Annotated in this window: 15 protein-coding genes; 8 read left to right on the top strand and 7 right to left on the bottom strand. The window is 69.9% G+C overall.

Annotation, left to right across the window (positions count from 1 at the left end):
* Window positions 1–431: 431 nt before the first annotated feature.
* On the top strand, window positions 432–764 hold the full coding sequence (locus Ahu01nite_RS36180; RefSeq protein WP_203841235.1) for a hypothetical protein: 333 nt from the start codon (window positions 432–434) through the stop codon (window positions 762–764).
* A gap of 769 nt (window positions 765–1,533) precedes the next feature.
* Here Ahu01nite_RS36180 and Ahu01nite_RS36175 read toward each other — a convergent pair.
* From Ahu01nite_RS36175 to Ahu01nite_RS36155, 5 genes are all read right to left on the bottom strand, one after another.
* Window positions 1,534–3,273, bottom strand: coding sequence for a M28 family peptidase (locus Ahu01nite_RS36175; protein WP_203841234.1), 1,740 nt, complete (start codon window positions 3,271–3,273; stop codon window positions 1,534–1,536).
* Between the two features lie 128 nt (window positions 3,274–3,401).
* The gene (locus Ahu01nite_RS36170) at window positions 3,402–3,578 is read right to left on the bottom strand and encodes an alpha/beta hydrolase (protein WP_203841233.1); all 177 of its coding nucleotides are present in this window, start codon (window positions 3,576–3,578) and stop codon (window positions 3,402–3,404) included.
* Window positions 3,539–4,777: an alpha/beta fold hydrolase gene (locus Ahu01nite_RS36165; RefSeq protein WP_203841232.1), complete on the bottom strand. Its 1,239-nt coding sequence runs from the start codon at window positions 4,775–4,777 to the stop codon at window positions 3,539–3,541. The genes Ahu01nite_RS36170 and Ahu01nite_RS36165 overlap by 40 nt, the downstream gene beginning before the upstream one ends.
* An 11-nt stretch (window positions 4,778–4,788) precedes the next feature.
* Window positions 4,789–5,781, bottom strand: a complete 993-nt coding sequence (locus tag Ahu01nite_RS36160) for a phosphotransferase family protein (protein ID WP_203841231.1) — start codon at window positions 5,779–5,781, stop codon at window positions 4,789–4,791.
* Window positions 5,782–5,881: 100 nt separating this feature from the next.
* Window positions 5,882–7,330: an SMI1/KNR4 family protein gene (locus Ahu01nite_RS36155; RefSeq protein ID WP_203841230.1), complete on the bottom strand. Its 1,449-nt coding sequence runs from the start codon at window positions 7,328–7,330 to the stop codon at window positions 5,882–5,884.
* A 179-nt stretch (window positions 7,331–7,509) separates the two neighbouring features.
* Here Ahu01nite_RS36155 and Ahu01nite_RS36150 point away from each other — a divergent pair, with 179 nt between their 5' ends.
* Genes Ahu01nite_RS36150 through Ahu01nite_RS36135 form a run of 4 tightly spaced genes read left to right on the top strand, consistent with a single transcriptional unit; the run spans window position 7,510 to window position 9,816 of the window.
* A complete protein-coding gene (locus Ahu01nite_RS36150) occupies window positions 7,510–8,250 on the top strand; it encodes a lytic polysaccharide monooxygenase (RefSeq protein ID WP_203841229.1) in 741 nt (246 codons plus the stop codon).
* Between the two features lie 2 nt (window positions 8,251–8,252).
* The gene (locus tag Ahu01nite_RS36145; protein ID WP_203841228.1) at window positions 8,253–8,795 is read left to right on the top strand and encodes a DUF305 domain-containing protein; all 543 of its coding nucleotides are present in this window, start codon (window positions 8,253–8,255) and stop codon (window positions 8,793–8,795) included.
* Window positions 8,792–9,304 carry a MarR family winged helix-turn-helix transcriptional regulator gene (locus Ahu01nite_RS36140; RefSeq protein ID WP_203841227.1) on the top strand — a complete coding sequence of 171 codons (513 nt, stop codon included), beginning with the start codon at window positions 8,792–8,794 and terminating at the stop codon, window positions 9,302–9,304. Before Ahu01nite_RS36145 ends, Ahu01nite_RS36140 begins: the two co-directional genes overlap by 4 nt.
* The gene (locus tag Ahu01nite_RS36135) at window positions 9,292–9,816 is read left to right on the top strand and encodes a GNAT family N-acetyltransferase (protein ID WP_203841226.1); all 525 of its coding nucleotides are present in this window, start codon (window positions 9,292–9,294) and stop codon (window positions 9,814–9,816) included. The genes Ahu01nite_RS36140 and Ahu01nite_RS36135 overlap by 13 nt, the downstream gene beginning before the upstream one ends.
* A 326-nt stretch (window positions 9,817–10,142) precedes the next feature.
* Here Ahu01nite_RS36135 and Ahu01nite_RS36130 read toward each other — a convergent pair whose 3' ends face one another.
* Both Ahu01nite_RS36130 and Ahu01nite_RS36125 read right to left on the bottom strand, forming a co-directional pair.
* Window positions 10,143–10,787, bottom strand: coding sequence for a response regulator (locus Ahu01nite_RS36130; protein WP_203841225.1), 645 nt, complete (start codon window positions 10,785–10,787; stop codon window positions 10,143–10,145).
* Window positions 10,788–10,825: 38 nt separating this feature from the next.
* Window positions 10,826–11,995 carry a sensor histidine kinase gene (locus Ahu01nite_RS36125; RefSeq protein WP_203841224.1) on the bottom strand — a complete coding sequence of 390 codons (1,170 nt, stop codon included), beginning with the start codon at window positions 11,993–11,995 and terminating at the stop codon, window positions 10,826–10,828.
* A 170-nt stretch (window positions 11,996–12,165) separates the two neighbouring features.
* Here Ahu01nite_RS36125 and Ahu01nite_RS36120 point away from each other — a divergent pair, with 170 nt between their 5' ends.
* From Ahu01nite_RS36120 to Ahu01nite_RS36110, 3 genes are all read left to right on the top strand, one after another.
* A complete protein-coding gene (locus Ahu01nite_RS36120) occupies window positions 12,166–12,927 on the top strand; it encodes an ABC transporter ATP-binding protein (protein ID WP_203841223.1) in 762 nt (253 codons plus the stop codon).
* Window positions 12,924–15,488 carry an ABC transporter permease gene (locus Ahu01nite_RS36115; RefSeq protein WP_203841222.1) on the top strand — a complete coding sequence of 855 codons (2,565 nt, stop codon included), beginning with the start codon at window positions 12,924–12,926 and terminating at the stop codon, window positions 15,486–15,488. Before Ahu01nite_RS36120 ends, Ahu01nite_RS36115 begins: the two co-directional genes overlap by 4 nt.
* Window positions 15,489–16,397: 909 nt before the next feature.
* Window positions 16,398–16,757 carry a hypothetical protein gene (locus Ahu01nite_RS36110; RefSeq protein ID WP_203841221.1) on the top strand — a complete coding sequence of 120 codons (360 nt, stop codon included), beginning with the start codon at window positions 16,398–16,400 and terminating at the stop codon, window positions 16,755–16,757.
* Window positions 16,758–17,084: the final 327 nt, after the last annotated feature.

The raw sequence follows: 17,084 nt of genomic DNA, 5'->3' as shown, positions 1-17,084 counted from the left end.
AAACTAATGTGGATCGAGGCCGCACGAGCGTTGTTCCGGGAGGCAAACTCCCGCCAAGCGCAGTTCGTCGCCGCATACGAGCGAGACCGCAAGCGTGCCGCCGGAGACCTGTTCGACTGGGCCCGGTTCACCAACCGCTGGCTCGTGAAGTACGCCGCCGCCTACTAACCCACGACAATCAACGCGCGCACTGGAAAATACTCAACCAAAGTCCACAACCGGTGACGAGTCCGGCGGGAACGGATCCGTAACGAAGGAAATCCTGCGCGTCTCCTTCGCGAGGCCCACCCATGCCGCACTTCGCCTCGGCAATGGCAGCACAAACCGATCTTCGACCACTATTCCTGCGGCACGCTCTCATGCCGCGTTGCAGGCGGTAGGGGTGACCAGATCAGAGGTTGCGGCATCCTCGCGGACGGTAGCCTTCGGTGATGCCAGTGCGGATCATGTATGTCCAGCTCAAGACCGGGCACGACACTGACCGTGGCCCGGCCTGGATCGCTTGCGTGCAGTTCACTCGAACCTGGCGGACGGCTTACGTCCATGGGAGAACTCTGCGCCGGGTCTCTGGCACCGCCGGGGCGAACTTCGACTCGAACTTCTACGACGTCGACACCGGGGAAGAGTTCTGGGTCTCGGGCCCGAAACTCGATGGGACCGACGGCCGCTACTCGAACCAGAAGCCCCTGGTCGATGACGACGCGCGCGAGGCGTATGAGGCGTTCCTAGCAGGCGCTCCGCTACCAGGCAGGGAGAACGGTTAGCTGCCGAACGCACTGATCTGCCGCTGTCAGAGCGCGACGGCGCGACGACTTGGACCGCGAAAAAGCTGGTGGAGACAACTAGGACGAGTCGCTGCCGGTCGCCACTCCGCACGGACCGCCTCAAGGCGCGCCTTGAGGTTGAGAAGACCTTCCAAGCCAGCGGTACCACGGCCGCGATGACTGCGATTCAGGACTACCAGGCTCGACTTTTCCAGCTGTAAGCGATGCTGGCTTCGACCCCAGCCGTCCGTCATCGCCTCGAACGTCGACGCTGCCGGGTCGGGGAATGCCACCTGGTCGGACAACACCGGATGCGCAGACTCGGGATGTCGATCCGCATCGGATGCATCCAATTCGGCCCGTAATGCCGGATGGCCGCACAGAGCCCGATGGCAGCGCCAGTCAACCGCATGACCCACGTAGCTGTCGCACCCGCGATCCACCACCTCCGACGCTTCGGCGGCACGTTCCCGCATCGGTGTTCCTGGTCGTTCATCGGTCCGCTCCGAACCCCGGGAAGCGTTCGTCCCCGGGCCCTCGGAACGAACTCACCAGGCTCCGCAGAACCGCTGAGGCCTCGAACCTATGGCCTGTCCCGACGCTGTGCCACGACGGATCATGTCGGCTGTGGACAGACTTCATTTGTGGATAACCATCTCCACGGGCTCCCGATGTGGTAGCTCGGCGCCGCGCCGTAGAACTGATGAAACCGGGCGGGGCGCAGAACGCGCCCCGCCCGGTGTTGATGCCAGCTGCCAGCTGCCAGCTGTCAGCTGACGGTGAGGGCGGTGTCGTCGATGACGAAGGACGTCTTGAGGCCGGAGTCCTCGACGCCGGTGAAGCTGAGGGAGACGGTCTGGCCGGCGAAGGCGGCCAGGTTGTACGAGCGCAGGGTGTAGGCGCCGGCGTTGAGGTTGGAGAAGACCTGCAGCGTGGTGGTGCCGGCCTTCACGGTCAGCTTGTCGTACTGGGTGGTGGTCGTCGTCTCGGCCGTGCCGATCTTCAGGTAGAACGACAGCGTGTAGGTGCTGCACCCGGCGGGAAGGGTGACCGACTGGGTGAGGGTGTCGGTGTGGGTCGAGCCGTAACCGTTGAGGTACGCGTCACGCGTGCCCGTTCGCGGCGCCCCGTCGCCGGTGTTCGCGCCGATGACGCCGCTCGAGGCGGTCCACGGGGTGGTGGCGGTCTCGAAGCCGGGGTTGCCGATCTTCTGGCCGGGGCTGGCACACGCGCCGGTCCCGTTGACCGTCAGCGTGTACGAGGCGCTGTGGCTGGCGGAACCCGTGCCCGTGACCGTGATGGTGTACGAACCGGGCGCGGCGGACGCGGTGGTCGCGACGGTCATGGTGGACGAGCCGCCGGAGGTGACCGACGCCGGGCTGAAGCTCACGGTGACACCGGTGGGCGCGCCGGAGCTTGTCAGCGCGACGGTCTGCGCGCTGCCGGAGGTGGTGGCGGTGCTCACCGTGGCCGTGACGGACGAGCCCGGGTTCACCGCGCCCGAGCTCGCGCCGAGCGACACCGAGAAGTCGTTGACCGTCGACGTGGCCGTGGTGAGGGTCCAGAGGGCGTACTCCTCGGCGTTGGCCCAGCGGCCCAGCGAGGTGGTGTTGATGTTGGACGGGTAGGTGTCGCACGCCTTGTGGTAGCACGGGTCGTACGCCGCTCCGGCTGTGCCGCCCCACTTGGTCACCTGGGCGCTGGTCTTGGTGTAGCTGGCGCCGGTGGAGTTGATCGACGACGGGATGCCGCCGTTACGGAACGAGCCGTCGTCGCTGCAGCATTCGGTCGACGTCTCGGTGGGTACGTTGATCGAGGTGAAGTATTCGCGCAGCTTCACGGCGACCGCGTCGGTGCCGGTGACGAAGTAGCCGCCGTTGGTGGAGGCGATCATGTCGAACGTACCGTAGGCCTTGATCGCGGTCTTCTGGGCGGTGGTCAGCGAGTTGACGTAGAACTTGGAGCCGATCAGGCCCTGTTCCTCACCGGCCCACCAGCCGAGCCGGAGGTGGTTGGTCATGGTCGGGTTGCTCGCGGCCAGCTGGAGCGCGGCTTCCAGGAGCGAGGCCGTCCCGGAGCCGTCGTCGTTGATGCCCGGCCCGGCCGACACGCCGTCGGAGTGGGCTCCGAACATGTAGGTGTTGCTGGTGTCGCCGCCCGGCCAATCGGCGATGATGTTCTTCGCGGAGCCGCTGCACGTGGTGCAGGTCTGCACGGTGACGGTGTACCCGGCCGCCTGCAGCTTCTGCTGCAGATACGTCGTCGTCGCGGTGTGACCCGCGGTGCCGGTGGCCCGGTTGCCACCGTTGCTGGTGGCGAAGTTCTGCAGCTGCTGCAGGTGGGCGTTGACGTTGGCGACGCTGACAACCGGCGGAGCTGCCAGCAGGGTGGAGCCGGGCGCCGACAGGGATGAGCCGGGCGATGCCGCCGCCGGCAGGGCGCTGAGCGCCACCGTCACCGCGGCTAAAACAGCTAGGGCAGGTCCTGCCGTCACCGTTCTGAGTTTCATGGGTGCTCCTGGGGTCGAGGCCGATTCCCGGCTGGCCGTAGGAGAACAGGAACATGCCACCCCGCACAAGATATCGAAACACTTATATCTCTAGGTCGCCCGGCGCTGTCCCGGCATTCTGCCCGCGATTACCCTGAAAACGGCTGGTCGGCGTCGGTGCAGAAGGTGCCCTTCGCCGGTGGCTCACCCGTGAGCAGGTACGCGTCGATCCGCGCGGTCACGCACGGACCGGTGCCGTAGCTCGTGTGCCCCCAGTTGTTGCTGGTCAGCAGCGTCGAGTTCGGGAGCAGCCGGCTCGCCGCCACCGCCCCCCCGGTAGTTGGTCCCCGGCAACGGCGGCCGGCCAGGTCGCGGCATCGCCGGGGAACAGCCCGTCGGTACAGAGAACCGCAGTACCGGCCTCCTTGGTGTTGTCGTAAGCAACCGCCGCCCGCGGGCTCACCCGGCCGCCGTCGAGCGCGGCCCGGACGTCCGCCGCGAGCCGGGTGACCTGCGCCCCGGCATCCGGACTGAAGAGCGCCAGGATGGTAGCCATTACGAAGTCCGCGTACGTCATCGGGCCGCGGCCGAGGAGCAGCCGCCGGGTGATCGCGTCGAAGTTCCGCACCGGGTCACCGGCGGCGAAGACGCAGCGTTCCTCGCCCGCCCTGTCGCAGCGTCGGAGCAGGTCGACCAGTGCCCGGTAGGCACCGTCGGAGAAGTGCACGCGGTCGTCGAGGATCTGCCGGGTGTTGCGGCCGGTCCACGCCACCGGGTCGATCGTGCCGTCCACGACCAGCGCGCGGAACCTGTCCGGGAACATGTTCGCGTAGACCTGGCCGAGGTAGGAACCGTAGCTCTTGCCGTAGAAGGTGAGCTTGCTGTCACCGACCGCGCGCCGGATGACGTCCATGTCGCGGGCCACCTCGGCGGTGGAGACCGAGCCGGCGAGCCTGCGGCCGGTGGTGGAGCAGGCCCGTCCGAGCAGCTCCGACCCGCGTACGTAATCCGCGTTCTCCTTCCTGGTGACCGGGAACGCCGCGCTGAACAGATCCAGAACCCCGGCCTGCTCCCCGGCCGAGGTGAAGCACGTGAGATGCTCGCCGGCACCGATCCCGCGCGGGTCGACCCCGACGATGTCGAACCTCCGCAGCAGCGACCCGCTGAGGAACGACGGCGCGGAGAGCGCCATCTCGGTCGCCGAGCCACCCGGCCCGCCCGGGTTGACGAACAGGCTGCCGATCCTGTGTGCCCGGTCCTTCGCCCGGACCCGCAGCACGCCGATCCCGATCGTCTCACCGTCGGGTTCGTCGTAGTCGAGCGGCAGCCGCACCGTCGCGCACTCGGCGATGTCATGACACGGCTGCCAGTCGAGCTCCGGCGTCGGAACGGCATCAACGAGCGCGGCCGGCACAGCGCTGCCGGTGACAGGGGCGGGCACGGCGGCACCGGCGGCAGGGGCAGGGGCGACCGCGCCCGCGCTCAGCAGCAGCCCGGCCAGCGCGGCGGAGACAAGGGTCCTCATACCGAAGGAGGTCAGTCCGGCGGGGCCTGAAGTTCCCGGAGAGCCTTCTTGATGTTCCATTCGGCGAGGTCGAGCATCCACCGCCGGTCGGGGAAGTCGGTGTCCGCGATGCGCAACGGCCCCTCGATCAGGGCCAGGACCTGGGCATAGCGATACAGCTCCAGCCTGGCCGGGTCGAGATCCACCGGACGAAGCGCCGGGTACGCGTCCCCGAAACGCAGCTGCAGGAACGCGTGCTCCCACTCCACGTCGAAATACGTCAAGCCCTCGATGTCGATCAGTACGGGCTCCCCGGCCGCCGTCACGAACACGTGGTCCGGCCCGAGCTCCCCGTGAACCAGCCCGTAGACGGTCCGTGGCGCCACCGCGGCGCGGAGAAACGCCACGTGCGAGACGATGCGGTCGTACGCGTCGGCCAGGCGGGTGTCGCGCGGCGCTGCTGAGGCGAGGTGGCTGAGCGCCCGGTCCACGATGATGTCCTCGGTGCGCCGCGCCTGCGGGGCCTCGCCGAGCTCGATCGCCGCGACCCGGCCGTAGTGCGGGGACAGCGTCGTGTGCATGCGCCGCAGCGATTCGCCGAGCGTGGCGAGGGGCGCGGCGGCGAGCGCGGGGTTGCCGTCCATCAGCGACTCCAGCTTGACCCCACCCACATCTTCGACCAGCGCCAGGTCGGCGTCGAGATACCGGCCGTCCCGATCCAGCATCATGAGATCAGGCACGCGTACGCCCGCAGCACACAGCGCCGCATGATTCGCACCGAACAACGCGGCGCCCGACGCATCGGTGAACGGGTCATCGGGCACGGTCTCCGAGGGCGGCCAGTAGTTCTCACCCGCCGACCACACGTAGAGAATCGCGCCGCTCCCGTCGTCCAGCCGCAGCCGGTAGACACCCTTCTTCGTGCCACCCGTCAGCCGATCCAGCGCGACGAGCCGCCGCCCAGCCCCGAAATGATCGCGGACCAGATCACGTACATCATCCGGCCGCAGAAATACCCGAGTCATGCTGCCCCTCCGCAAGGTCGACCGGCCACATTCCCCGAGCCGCCATCGCCGCGCAAGTATTTCATCGCCGGGCCGTCCGTGCGGGACAGCGCCGCACGAGCTATTCCTCCGCTGAGACGGTCCGGTGCTCGACGTTGCCGCCGCCGATGGCGGTGAACCACGCGACCGCTTCCCGCACGCCGACCAGGCCGCCCATCGCGGCGCCGGCCAGGCGGCTCGGCTGCCGGCCGGTTGCGAGGAGCTCGGTCCACTGGCGGCCGCTGAGGACGAGGACCTTGAGAGCGGGGAACGCGGCGACGGCGGCGATGTCGGACACGGCGGCCTCGGACACGTCGAGGCGCAGGAGCTCGGGCAGGGCGGCGAGCCCCGCGATCGACACCGGGGTGGTGTTGCCGGCCAGTCTGACGTACCTGAGGGTGGGCGTGGTGGCCAGCAGGCCCGGGTCGAAGGCGCCGGCCTCGATGTCGACGATCTCCACCGGAAGCCCGGCCGGGATGGCCAGGTCGGCGGACGTGGCCCCGTGGCTCCGGTCGATCGCGGTGATCGAGCGCAGGTGGGGGAGTCCGGCCAGGTCGCTCAGGATCACCTCGTCGGTGCCGCGCAGGTGGACGTGCTGGGTCCTGTCCGCGTCGGCGGGGGTCGTGTGTGGTTGGGGGCCCGCCGGACTCTCGGACAGGCCCGGCTCGCGCAGCAGGGCGAGGACCGACGGCGCGATGTAGCGGACCGGTCCCCATACGTCGCGCCCGAACTCGATGATCTGGCCGTAGGCGCCGCCGGGGGCCGGGTCGAGGTCGACGGCGGCGTAGTTCATGCCGTAGTCCGGGGCGAACGTCACCCACCAGTCGCTGCGGGCCACCCGCTTGACGCGCCCGTGCGGGTAGCTGTCGAAGACGACCGGGTCGCTCTTGAACAAGCTGGCATCCGGCTCGGCGAATGCATACCACTTCACGATCTGTTCGAGGGGCACGGGGCTGAACCGGCCGAGCAGACCCGACTCGTACGGGTCGTGGTGGATCGTGCGGTACAGGGCACGGACGTCCTCCGGGAGGCGTACGCCGAGCTGGTTCTCGACCGCGAGAATCTCCTCCTCGCTGTAGCCGGGCGGGAATTTCCGCTTGCGCCAGCGGCCGCTGAACCTGGTGACGAGCGCCTGGACCTCGGCGAGCACGGCGGGATCGGTGGGCCGCCCGTCGTTGATCGCGGCGGCCGGTTTCGGCATGCCCGGCGCAGGATGGCCCGGGAAGCGGTATGCGGGGTCGAGGACGGCCCGGGGCGGCAGCGACGGCAGCCCGGTGGCGTAACTGACCACATAGGTGCCGGTGTCGCTGCCGCTGAGCTCCACCACCATGTCGGTGACGCCGGCGGCTGCCTTCAGCGTGTCCAGGAACGCCGAGTCGAAGCCGCCGATGAGGGCGGGGTTTGCGGCGGTGTCGTACGTGCGGGCCTCGAGCCCGTACCGGCTGAGAGTGACGATTGCCGTGCCGGGCCGGGTCAGGCCGGCGGCGAAGGCCCGGCCGAGCGCGTGCATCGCCGTTTCGATCGCGTCCACGCCGGTGATCATGCCATCTTGGCCGGACCAGCCTTATATAGAAAAACTTCGTTCCGTCTATTTACTGTTAACAAGCTTTAACTTATGTTGAGCGCACATCGCCGGGGTCGTCCCCAAGGCTCCGGCGGGCGGGCCGGGATCCCCCACCCGGCCTGCCGTCCCCCATGAAGGAGGACCTCATGCGACGCCGGATCACCCTTCCCCTGCTCAGCATCGCCGCCGTTACCGCATCCCTGTTCGTCGCGGTGGTGCCGGCCAGTGCGCACGGTTACATCTCGTCCCCGCCCAGCCGGCAGGCCAACTGCGCGAGTGGTGCCGTCGCGAACTGCGGCGACATCGTCTACGAGCCGCAGAGCGTGGAGGCGCCGAAGGGCTCGAAGCAGTGCAACGGTGGCGGGTCGCGGTTCACCGTGCTCAACGACACCAGCAAGAACTGGCCCGTGGCGACCGTCGGGCAGAGTGTGACGTTCAACTGGGTGCTGACCGCGCGGCACTCGACCACGACGTGGGAGTACTTCATCGGGAACACGCTGCTGGCGTCGTTCAACGACGGTGGCGCCCAGCCGGGGGCCACGAAGTCGCACACGGTCAGCATGGGCGGGTTCAGCGGGCGGCAGACCGTGCTCGCCCGGTGGAACATCGCCGACACCGTGAACGCGTTCTACGCCTGCGTCGACCTGAACATCGGCGGCGGCGGCACGACAACCCCACCGACCACCACCCCGCCGACCACCCCGCCGACCACCACGCCTCCCACTACGACGCCGCCTCCCGCGAGCGGAACATGGGCTGCTGGAACGGCGTACGTGCCGGGCAGTCTCGTCACCTACGGCGGTCTCTCGTACCGCTGCCGGCAGGCCCACACCGCGCTCGCCGGGTGGGAGCCGCCCAACGTCCCCGCGCTGTGGGAACGGGTCTGACGATGAGAAGCGCCCTGCTGGTGGTCGTGATGATCCTGGCAGGGTGCGGCTCTGCCCCGGCGGAACAGCACAACAGTACCGACGTGATGTTCCTGCAGATGAGCCTGGAGTACATCGCGCAGGGCGACCGGGTGGCGGAGCCGTCGGCACAGCGCGCCGGCGACGCCCGGGTCCGCGTCCTCACCGCCGAGCTGCACGAGCAGTGGGCCAGGGAGAGCACTCAGATGCGCGGCTGGCTCGGTGACTGGAAGCAGCCCGTCGAGGCCGATCCCGACACCGGAGTGCATGCCGGTCACGGTGACCTGCACTCGTTGCGGGCCTCCGACATCGCCGAGCTGACCGCGGCGAAGGGGGACGACTTCGACCGTACGGCGGTGAACATGCTGCTCGGGCATCTCCACAATGTCGTGCAGGTCGCCCGGATGGAGGCGACCGGCGGGCGGGACCCGCGGGCGAAGGCGCTGGCCGAGGCGATGACCGCCACCCGGCAGGAACAGATACGGCGCCTGTTGACGCTTCAAGCCGCCGCTACGATGGGATCGTGAGTGCCGAACCCGCCGATCCGCCCCGCTGGCTGAACCCCGGGGAGCTCGAGTCCTGGCTGCCCGTCGGCGGCCTGCTGCTCCGGCTGCCGGCCGCCCTCGACGCGCAGATGCAACGCGACTCGGGGCTGAGCCACTTCGAGTATCTCGTGCTGGCGAACCTGTCGGAGGCGCCGGAGCGCACCCGCCGGATGAGCGCGCTGGCGGCGCTGGCGAACGGGTCCCTCTCCCGGCTGTCGCACGTCGTGAAACGGCTCGAGGCCAGGGGCTGGGTCGAGCGCCGTGCGTGTCTCGAGGACGGGCGCTACACCAACGCCGTGCTCACCGGGGCCGGCTGGGAGAAGGTCCTCGACAGCGCCCCGGGACACGTCGAGATCGTCCGCTCGCTCGTGCTCGACGTGCTGAGCCCCGCCGAGCTGGCACAGTTCGGCGACATGGCCCGCCGCATAATGACCCGGCTGGAAACCCCCGAGCCCGAAGAGCGACCCGAGGAGCCCCCGTGCCGGAACTGATCGCCCCGACGTCCAGGCTGCACAAGCAGTGGCTCGACGCCCGCGACGACTGGGGGATCGGCGTCTACCAGGACGGGTCCGGCGTGCGCCCCGGCGACGACGTGGACACCGTGGACGGCTTCGCGGCGTTCGTCCGCAAGTTGCTGCGCGAGTCCGACCCGTCGATCGCACCCGCCCCGGGCTGGGTGCACTGCACCTACTGGTGGATCGTCGAGGGTGACGAGATCCTCGGCACGATCTCGCTGCGCCACGAGCTCAACGACTTCCTGCTCGAGGCGGGCGGCCACATCGGCTACGGCGTGCGTCCCGCCGCGCGAGGGAAGGGTCTGGCAGGCGTTGCCCTGGCGCAAGTCCTCGCGTACGCGAAGCAGCTCGGTATTGATCGTGCTCTGCTCTCGTGCGACGTGGGCAACGCGGCCTCGCGCCGCACGATCGAGAAGAACGGCGGTGTGCTGGAGGACATCCGCACCACCGACCTCGGCCAGGTCCGACGTTATTGGATCGCCACCTAGGGGTGCGCGATATTGCGCCGGAACCCGCGATGGCGCACCATCCTGCGGCCTCAGGTGTCAAGCATGGGCCAATCGCGTCTGGCCGGGAAACATAGGTTCCGCTGTCAGACACGATTGCCCGGACTTGACGAACAACCCCGCAGAAAGGTGTCGCATCCCGGTGCTCAGCGCAACATCTAGGCGTGCGGCCGGGCGGCCGTTAGCGTTCCGCGGCGGAGAGTCACGTCCGGGCCGGCCGGAACGACCAGCCGTGGCCTGACGTCCGGACGAGAACCGCCGGCGAGATCCGCGCCACCTGACTGCGAACGATTCGAAGCTCAAGGTGCCTAACCGGCGGTGACGAGGCGGCGTTCCCAGGCCCAGGCGGCGATCTCGACGCGGTTGCGGGCGCCGAGCTTGGTCTGGACGCTGCCCAGGTGGGTCTTCACGGTGCCGACCGAGATGAAGAGCTGCTGGGCGATCTCGGCGTTGGTCAGGCCACGGGCGGCGAGCTTCACGACGTCGAGCTCGCGGGGGGACAGGCCGCCGTCGTCGCCGGCGGGTGCGGGCGGGGACAGGTGCTCCAGCAGCCGTACGGTGATCGACGGGCTGATCAGGGCGTCACCGGAGACCGCCGCGCGGACCGCCTCCACGAGCAGGGCCGGGCCGGAGTCCTTGAGCAGGAAGCCCGCCGCGCCGCCCCGCAGTGCCTGGTGGACGTACTCGTCGAGGTCGAACGTCGTCACCACGACGACCTTGACCGGGTCGGTGACGCCGGGGCCGGAGAGCAGCCGCAGCGCCTCGAGGCCGTCCATGCGGGGCATCCGGATGTCGAAGAGCGCCACGTCGGGCCGCAGGCTGCGGGCCAGGGCCACCGCCTCGACGCCGTCGGCCGCCTCGCCGACCACCTCCATGTCCGGCTGCGCTCCGATGATCATTCCGAAGCCCGTCCGGACCATCGCCTGGTCGTCGGCGATCAGCACGCGGATCACTGTGTTGCTCCTGTCAGAAACGGTGGGGTCGGAAACGGTTACCACGCTGTCGCCCGGTCGAGGGGGAGTGCGGCGTCGACCACCCACCCGCCGTCGATGCCCGGCCCGGCGGTGATGCGGCCACCGACCGCGCGGACCCGCTCCTGCAGGCCCACCAGACCGTACCCCGGGGCCTCGCGAGGCGGACCGGAAGCCTCGCCGTCGTTGGCGACCCGGACCAGGAGCCATTCGGGGGTACGCCGGATCCACACGTCCGCGACCCGGGCGCCCCGCGCGTGCCGGCGGATGTTCGTCAGCGCCTCCATCACGACCCGGTACGCCGAGGTGGACACCTCGACCGGCAGCCCGCCGGTGTCCCCTTCCACGTGCAGCCGGGCGAGCGCGCCCCCGGCCGCGGTGAACTGGTCGAGCAGCGGTTTCAGCTCGTCCACCCCGGCGAGCGGTGCCAGCGGGGCGTCCGGTTCCGCGTCGGGATCGCGCAGGACGCCGACCATGCGGCGCATCGACGCCATCGTCTCGGCGCCCGCGGACTCGATGCGCTCGAGGGCCTCAATCGCGCGTTGCGGGTCCTGCTCGGCGATGTAGCGGGCGCCCTGGGCCTGCACGACGATGCCGGTGACGTGGTGGGCGATGAAGTCGTGCAGGTCGCGGGCGAATTCGGCGCGCTGCTCCGCGCGTACGGAATCCATCGCCCTTCGCCTGTTGCTCTCGATCGTGCGCAGGTAGACGCCCGCGCCGATGACGGCGGCCGCCGCGAGACCCTGGATCAGGCCGATGATGACCGAGTAGTAGCCGAGGCCGCCCCGCAGCGGCAGGAAACCGACCGCCATCCCGAGCGCCAGGATCGCGCCGATCGACCACCGCGGCTGACCGCGCCGGGCCACCACGAAGATGACCATGAGCAGCCCGACGGTCTCCGCGAAGCCGTACCAGGTGCCCCCGCTGCCGGCCCCGGTGAGCCGCAGCGTCAGCAGCAGCGAGAAGGCGCTGACCGCCAGCGCGTTGATCGGCAACTGCCGCGAGCCCTGCTCGTAGAGCGGCAGCCAGACGGCCGCCGTGGCGACCGCGCACAGCACCCGCAGCAGGCCCACCCCGGTGCCGGCGTCCGTCAGCGAGCCGCTGGCCAGGTCGAACAGGCCGAGGCAGAACATCAGGAACAGGGCGCCCACCTGGGCCGCCCGTACCAGCAGATTTCGTTGCGTCAGCATCGTGACCCAGCGTAATGGCTGGTCAGCCGCTCCCCATCGGCCGAAAGACAGATCCGCGCCGGGACGCTATCCCCGCTGCGGACCGATGTGCGGGTATGCCCGGTTACCCCAGGCTGTGTCTCGTTGAATCCGCCCGGAAGTTGACTTCGCACAGAAATCTTGGAGGACCGATGCACCCGCTGCAGGCCCCGGACATCACGCAGGCGACAGCCGTCGCCGCGGTGGACCTGGTGAAGGTGTACGGCACCGGTGACACCGCCGTCCGTGCCCTCGACGGTGTCACCGTCGGCTTCGCCCGCGCCCAGTTCACCGCCATCATGGGCCCGTCCGGCTCGGGCAAGTCCACGCTGATGCACTGCCTCGCGGGCCTCGACACGGCCACGTCCGGCCGGGCGCTGCTGGGCGGCACCGATCTGACCGCCCAGAGCGACCGGGTGCTGACCAAGGTGCGCCGCGAGCGGATCGGCTTCGTCTTCCAGTCGTTCAACCTGCTCCCGCAGCTGACCGCCGAGCAGAACATCCTCCTGCCGCTCGAACTCGCCGGGCGCAGCGCCGAGCGCGGGCTGCTGCAGCACCTGACCGAGTCGCTGGGTCTCACCGGCCGGCTCGCGCACCGCCCCGGCGAGCTCTCCGGCGGTCAGCAGCAGCGGGTCGCGGTGGCCCGGGCGCTGGTGTCGCGCCCCGAGGTCGTCTTCGCCGACGAGCCGACCGGCAACCTCGACTCGCGCTCCGGCGCGGAGGTGCTGACGTTCCTGAGCAACTCGGTGCGCGAACTCGGCCAGACCGTCGTCATGGTCACCCACGACCCGGGCGCCGCCGCGTACGCCGACCGCGTCGTCATGCTCGCCGACGGCCGCATCGCCGGGGAGCTCCACGACCCCGACCACGCCTCGATCGCCGCCGCCCTGCAGGAGCTGGGAGCCCGCCGGTGAAGGTCCTCGGAACCCAGCTCGCCGGCGTCGCCCGGCGCCCGGCACGGCTGCTGCTGACCGGTCTCGCCGTGCTCGTCGCGTCGTTCGTCGTCTACACCAGCGTGCTCGCCCAGAGCATCGCCGAACGCACCGTGCTCGACGGTCTCAGCGGCACCCCCGCCGCGGTCGACCTGCTCATCGGCGACAAGGACTTTCTCAGCGGTGTCCCGATCGACACCGGTCAGCTCGCGGCCGCCGCGAAGGTGCCCGGGGTCGCGGAGGCCGTCGGGCGGCTCAGCACCGACACCCAGATCGGCGGGGAGAACGGGCAGTACCTGGGCGTCGTCGCCGACCCCGGCAGCGGGCCGCTCTCGGCGGTGCGGACGACGCAGGGCGCGTACCCGACGGCTCCCGGCCAGATCGCGGTCACCCCGCGCACCGCGGACCGGCTCGGCCTGCCCGTCGGCTCGAAGGTCACCGTCACCACCGGCTGGGACGACGACGGCAAGCCGATCAAGCCCGTGACCCTCACCGTCACCGGGCTCGTGGAGGGTCAGAACGACTACGGATTCATCGCGTACGCGCCCCTGAGCTCGGTCACCAAGCTCGACGGCACCGGCCGGCTGGAGCAGATCGACCTGCGCCTCGCGCCCGGCACCGACCCGGCCACCGTCCAGGCGGCGCTGCAGGGAATCGTCGACGCCGGCCCCCAACCCTCGGAGGGCCAGCCCCGGGCCTCGGTCGTCACCGGCGCCGAGATGCGGGCGAACGAGGCGCGCGAGGCCGCCGGCGACATCGACCAGGTCTTCATCGCCGTCGACGTGTTCGTCGCGGTCGCGGTGCTCGCCGCCGGCCTGGTCGCCGCGTCCACGTTCCGGATCGTCTTCGCCCAGCGGATGCGCCAGCTCGCATTGCTGCGGGCCATCGGGGCGGGCCGCGGCGCGCTCTGGCGGGCGCTCGCCGCGGAAGGGGCACTGACCGGCTTCGCGGTGGGTGTCGCAGGCGTGCTGCTCGCCCTCGCCGCGGGCTTCGGCATCCCTCCCTTGGTACGCGCGACAGGTACGAACCTCGCCTCCCCCACGCTGCCGCTGCTCCCCATGCTCGGCGTGGTCCTGCTCGCCGTGCTGATCACCGTCGTCGCCGTGATCGCCCCCGCGTTCTCCGCCGCCCGCGTGGCGCCCCTGGAAGCCCTGCGCGCGGCGGGCTCGACCCAGGGCAAGCGCGGCATCGGCGTCCTGCGCGGCATTCTCGGCACCCTGACGGCGCTGGCAGCCGCCGCACCCGCGGTCTACGTGGCCACCAACCTGCCCGGCCGCGACCCCAAGGACTACAACCCCGAACCCATGCTGATGGCCGTCGTCGCCTCCGGTGCCCTCGCGTACCTCGCGCTGATCATGCTCGGCCCGCTGATCGTCCGCCCGGTCCTCGCCCTGTTCGGCCTGCCGCTGCGCCGCCTCGGCCCGGTCGGCCGGCTCGCCGTCGGCGGTGTCGGCGGCGCACCCCGCCGCGCGGCCGCCGTCTCCGTGGTCGTGGCTCTCGGCGTCACCCTGATCGCCGGCGTCGTCGTCACGGGCGCCTCGGTCCGGATCCTCGCCGACCGGGACCTGGCCGTCTCGTCCCCGGCCGACTTCGAGATCACCGCCCAGGGCGACGACCTGATCCCCGCGGACCTGCTCACCAAGGCCCAGCAGAGCCCGGACCTGGCCCACGTCAGCGGCTACCGCCGCCTGCCCACGGTGCGGATCGCCGGCACCGACGCCGACATGCAGGCGGTCGACCTGAGCCTGACCACGCTGCCCGCGCTCAAGAACCTCGACGTCCGCACCGGCACCCTCGCCGACATGGGCAAGGGCCGGATCGTGCTCACCGGCTTCGCCGCCGACTACACCGGACTGGGCGCCGGCCAGACCACCACGCTGACCTCGGCCGGCCACAAGGTCCAGGTCATCGTCGCAGCGGTCCTGCCCGACAACGCGCCGCTGCAGGCCAGCCTGCTCGTCGACCCCGCCGACCTGACGACGCTGGGTGCTCCCGCCGGGCTCACGGGGATGCTCGCGGACTCGGCGAAAACCGGCGAGGACGGGCGCAACGCGGCCCTGAACGCCGTGCAGAAGCTGACCCAGGGGCGTACCGGCCTCGGCATGGAGGTCCTCGCCGACCAGCGCGACCAGCTCAACGGCGTCCTCAACGGCGTCCTCGCGATCGCCATCGGCCTGGTCGGTCTCACGGTCCTCATCGCGGTCGTCGGCGTGGGCACCACCACGGCACTGTCGGTCGTCGAACGCGTCCGCGAATCCGGCCTGCTCCGCGCGGTCGGCCTGTCCCGCGCCGGCCTCCGCACAATGCTGACCACCGAATCCGCCCTGTACGGGGTCCTCGGCGCGGCGATCGGTCTCCTGCTCGGCGTCCCGTACGCGTGGCTCGCCATCCAGTCCCTCGGCCTGCAGGCCCCGCTCGCGTTGCCGGTATGGCAGCTGGCCGCGGTCTTCGTCGCCCTGGTGGTGCTCACGGCGCTGGCCGGGGTGCTCCCCGCCCGCCGGGCCGCGAAGGTCAGCCCCGTAGCCGCCCTGGCGACGGACTGACCAGCCGGTTTCCTTTCGGATGATCAGCCCCGGGTAGCGGGGCCCAACTTCGACCTGTCCTGCCTGTCCAACCTGTCCTGCCCGCCGTGGCCGCCGTGCCCGCCGTGCCTGTCCAGCCGGACTGGCAGGGCGGGGCGGTTGCCTGCCGGTGGTTTCCTCGTGGCAACGTGCCGTCGACAGCCCCGCGGCGGAGCCGTTCGCGTGAGCGCTGCCGGATGCAGGGGAGACCAGCAAAGTAAAGTATCCCGCCCGCGAGGCTGAATGAGGCTTTCCGAGTAACGGTCGCTGACGTTGAGTGACAGTTTCGTCAGGCGGCGCGATCGTGCTGTATGTGAGGGATGACGAGAACTGCCGCGGTGATCCGGCCGATGGCGCGGACCGTGTTGTGGGCGCGGTTGAGCTGCTGCTGAATGTCAGAACACACTCGGTTCTTCGGTTTCTCGACCGTGACGGTGACCGTGGTTTGACCGCCTTCGTAGCCCGGCCCGCCTCGTTGCCCGGCCCGCCTCGTTGCCCGGCCCGCCGAGCACGCGTGGGTCGTCGTCGGTCCAGCCCTGCGCATCGGCAGGATGTCGTGGTGCGGAGGCGGTGGTGTCGTGTTCGCGGCCCGGGCGTGCCGGCGGTCGGGAGCGGCCACAAACGACAGCGCATGCGACCACCTGAGCGCTCAAGTCGTTACCCGGAAGCCCCACTTTCCAACCCCTGGACACCCACGACCACCGCCCCCTCACCCGTGCACGTGCCACAACGAACCGGCCCGACAATCATCGCCTACCCGGAATTTGCGCACCACCACTTACGGCCATCCGAATACTCACCATCCGCCATTCACATCCATGTGATCCCCCTCAACCCGACAATGGCACACCCGGCCTTCCGATCATGGGCCTCCCTGAGAAGAATCAAGGAATGAAATTCGCTCAGCTGGAGATTTTTACGACCGTCGAGTTGGCGTGGATGCGTGACCCGACGCGACGCCGGAACTACTCCGCGGAGAAGGAGGAGTTCGAGCGTGAGCATCGGGTCCGGCGGGCCTTCGGGAAAGCCCTCGGCCACACCGCCCGGCTCCGGCGCGACGCTCCCGAGGCCCGGACACCGGATGGCAAGGTGATATGGATCGAAGCCGCACGTGCGTTGTTCCGTGAGGCGAACACCAGGCGGGCACAGGTCGACGCTGAATATGTGCGTGACCGCAGGCGTGCTGCCGGTGACCTGTTCGACTGGGCCCGGTTCACCAACCGCTGGCGAGTGAAGTACGCCGCCTGCTAGCCCGCCACACCGGACCACCCCGGCCATGACGCGACACGCGTTCACCCTCGATCTTTCCCGGGATGGTTCCTGCGACCGTTCCTGACCAGGCTCCAGAACGTATCATCGGCTGCTGCTGTCTTGCATCAAACGGCCATAATCCTCGCCGACGGCTACCGATGAAATCCTGCACAACGGACACGCCCCCTCGAATGCATTCACGGCGTGGTCCTCTGCCGCGAAAAGAGGTGCCGACAGCCGCGCTACGCCCCCGCGCCTTTGGCGCCGCTACGCCCCCGCGCCTTTGGCGCCGCTACGGCCCCGCGCCTTTGGCGCCGCTACGGCCCC

The sequence above is a fragment of the Winogradskya humida genome, assembly GCF_016862215.1.
GTDB lineage: Bacteria > Actinomycetota > Actinomycetes > Mycobacteriales > Micromonosporaceae > Actinoplanes > Actinoplanes humidus.
This window is presented reverse-complemented; position numbering and strand designations above follow the sequence as displayed.

Excerpts from the sequence above, each read along its gene's own strand:
- Ahu01nite_RS36175 (WP_203841234.1), bottom strand. The coding sequence starts at position 3,273 with ATGAAACTCAGAACGGTGACGGCAGGACCTGCCCTAGCTGTTTTAGCC.
- Ahu01nite_RS36145 (WP_203841228.1), top strand. The coding sequence starts at position 8,253 with ATGAGAAGCGCCCTGCTGGTGGTCGTGATGATCCTGGCAGGGTGCGGC.
- Ahu01nite_RS36120 (WP_203841223.1), top strand. The coding sequence starts at position 12,166 with ATGCACCCGCTGCAGGCCCCGGACATCACGCAGGCGACAGCCGTCGCC.
- Ahu01nite_RS36110 (WP_203841221.1), top strand. The coding sequence starts at position 16,398 with ATGAAATTCGCTCAGCTGGAGATTTTTACGACCGTCGAGTTGGCGTGG.
- Ahu01nite_RS36180 (WP_203841235.1), top strand. The coding sequence starts at position 432 with ATGCCAGTGCGGATCATGTATGTCCAGCTCAAGACCGGGCACGACACT.
- Ahu01nite_RS36160 (WP_203841231.1), bottom strand. The coding sequence starts at position 5,781 with ATGACTCGGGTATTTCTGCGGCCGGATGATGTACGTGATCTGGTCCGC.
- Ahu01nite_RS36150 (WP_203841229.1), top strand. The coding sequence starts at position 7,510 with ATGCGACGCCGGATCACCCTTCCCCTGCTCAGCATCGCCGCCGTTACC.
- Ahu01nite_RS36165 (WP_203841232.1), bottom strand. The coding sequence starts at position 4,777 with ATGAGGACCCTTGTCTCCGCCGCGCTGGCCGGGCTGCTGCTGAGCGCG.
- Ahu01nite_RS36125 (WP_203841224.1), bottom strand. The coding sequence starts at position 11,995 with ATGCTGACGCAACGAAATCTGCTGGTACGGGCGGCCCAGGTGGGCGCC.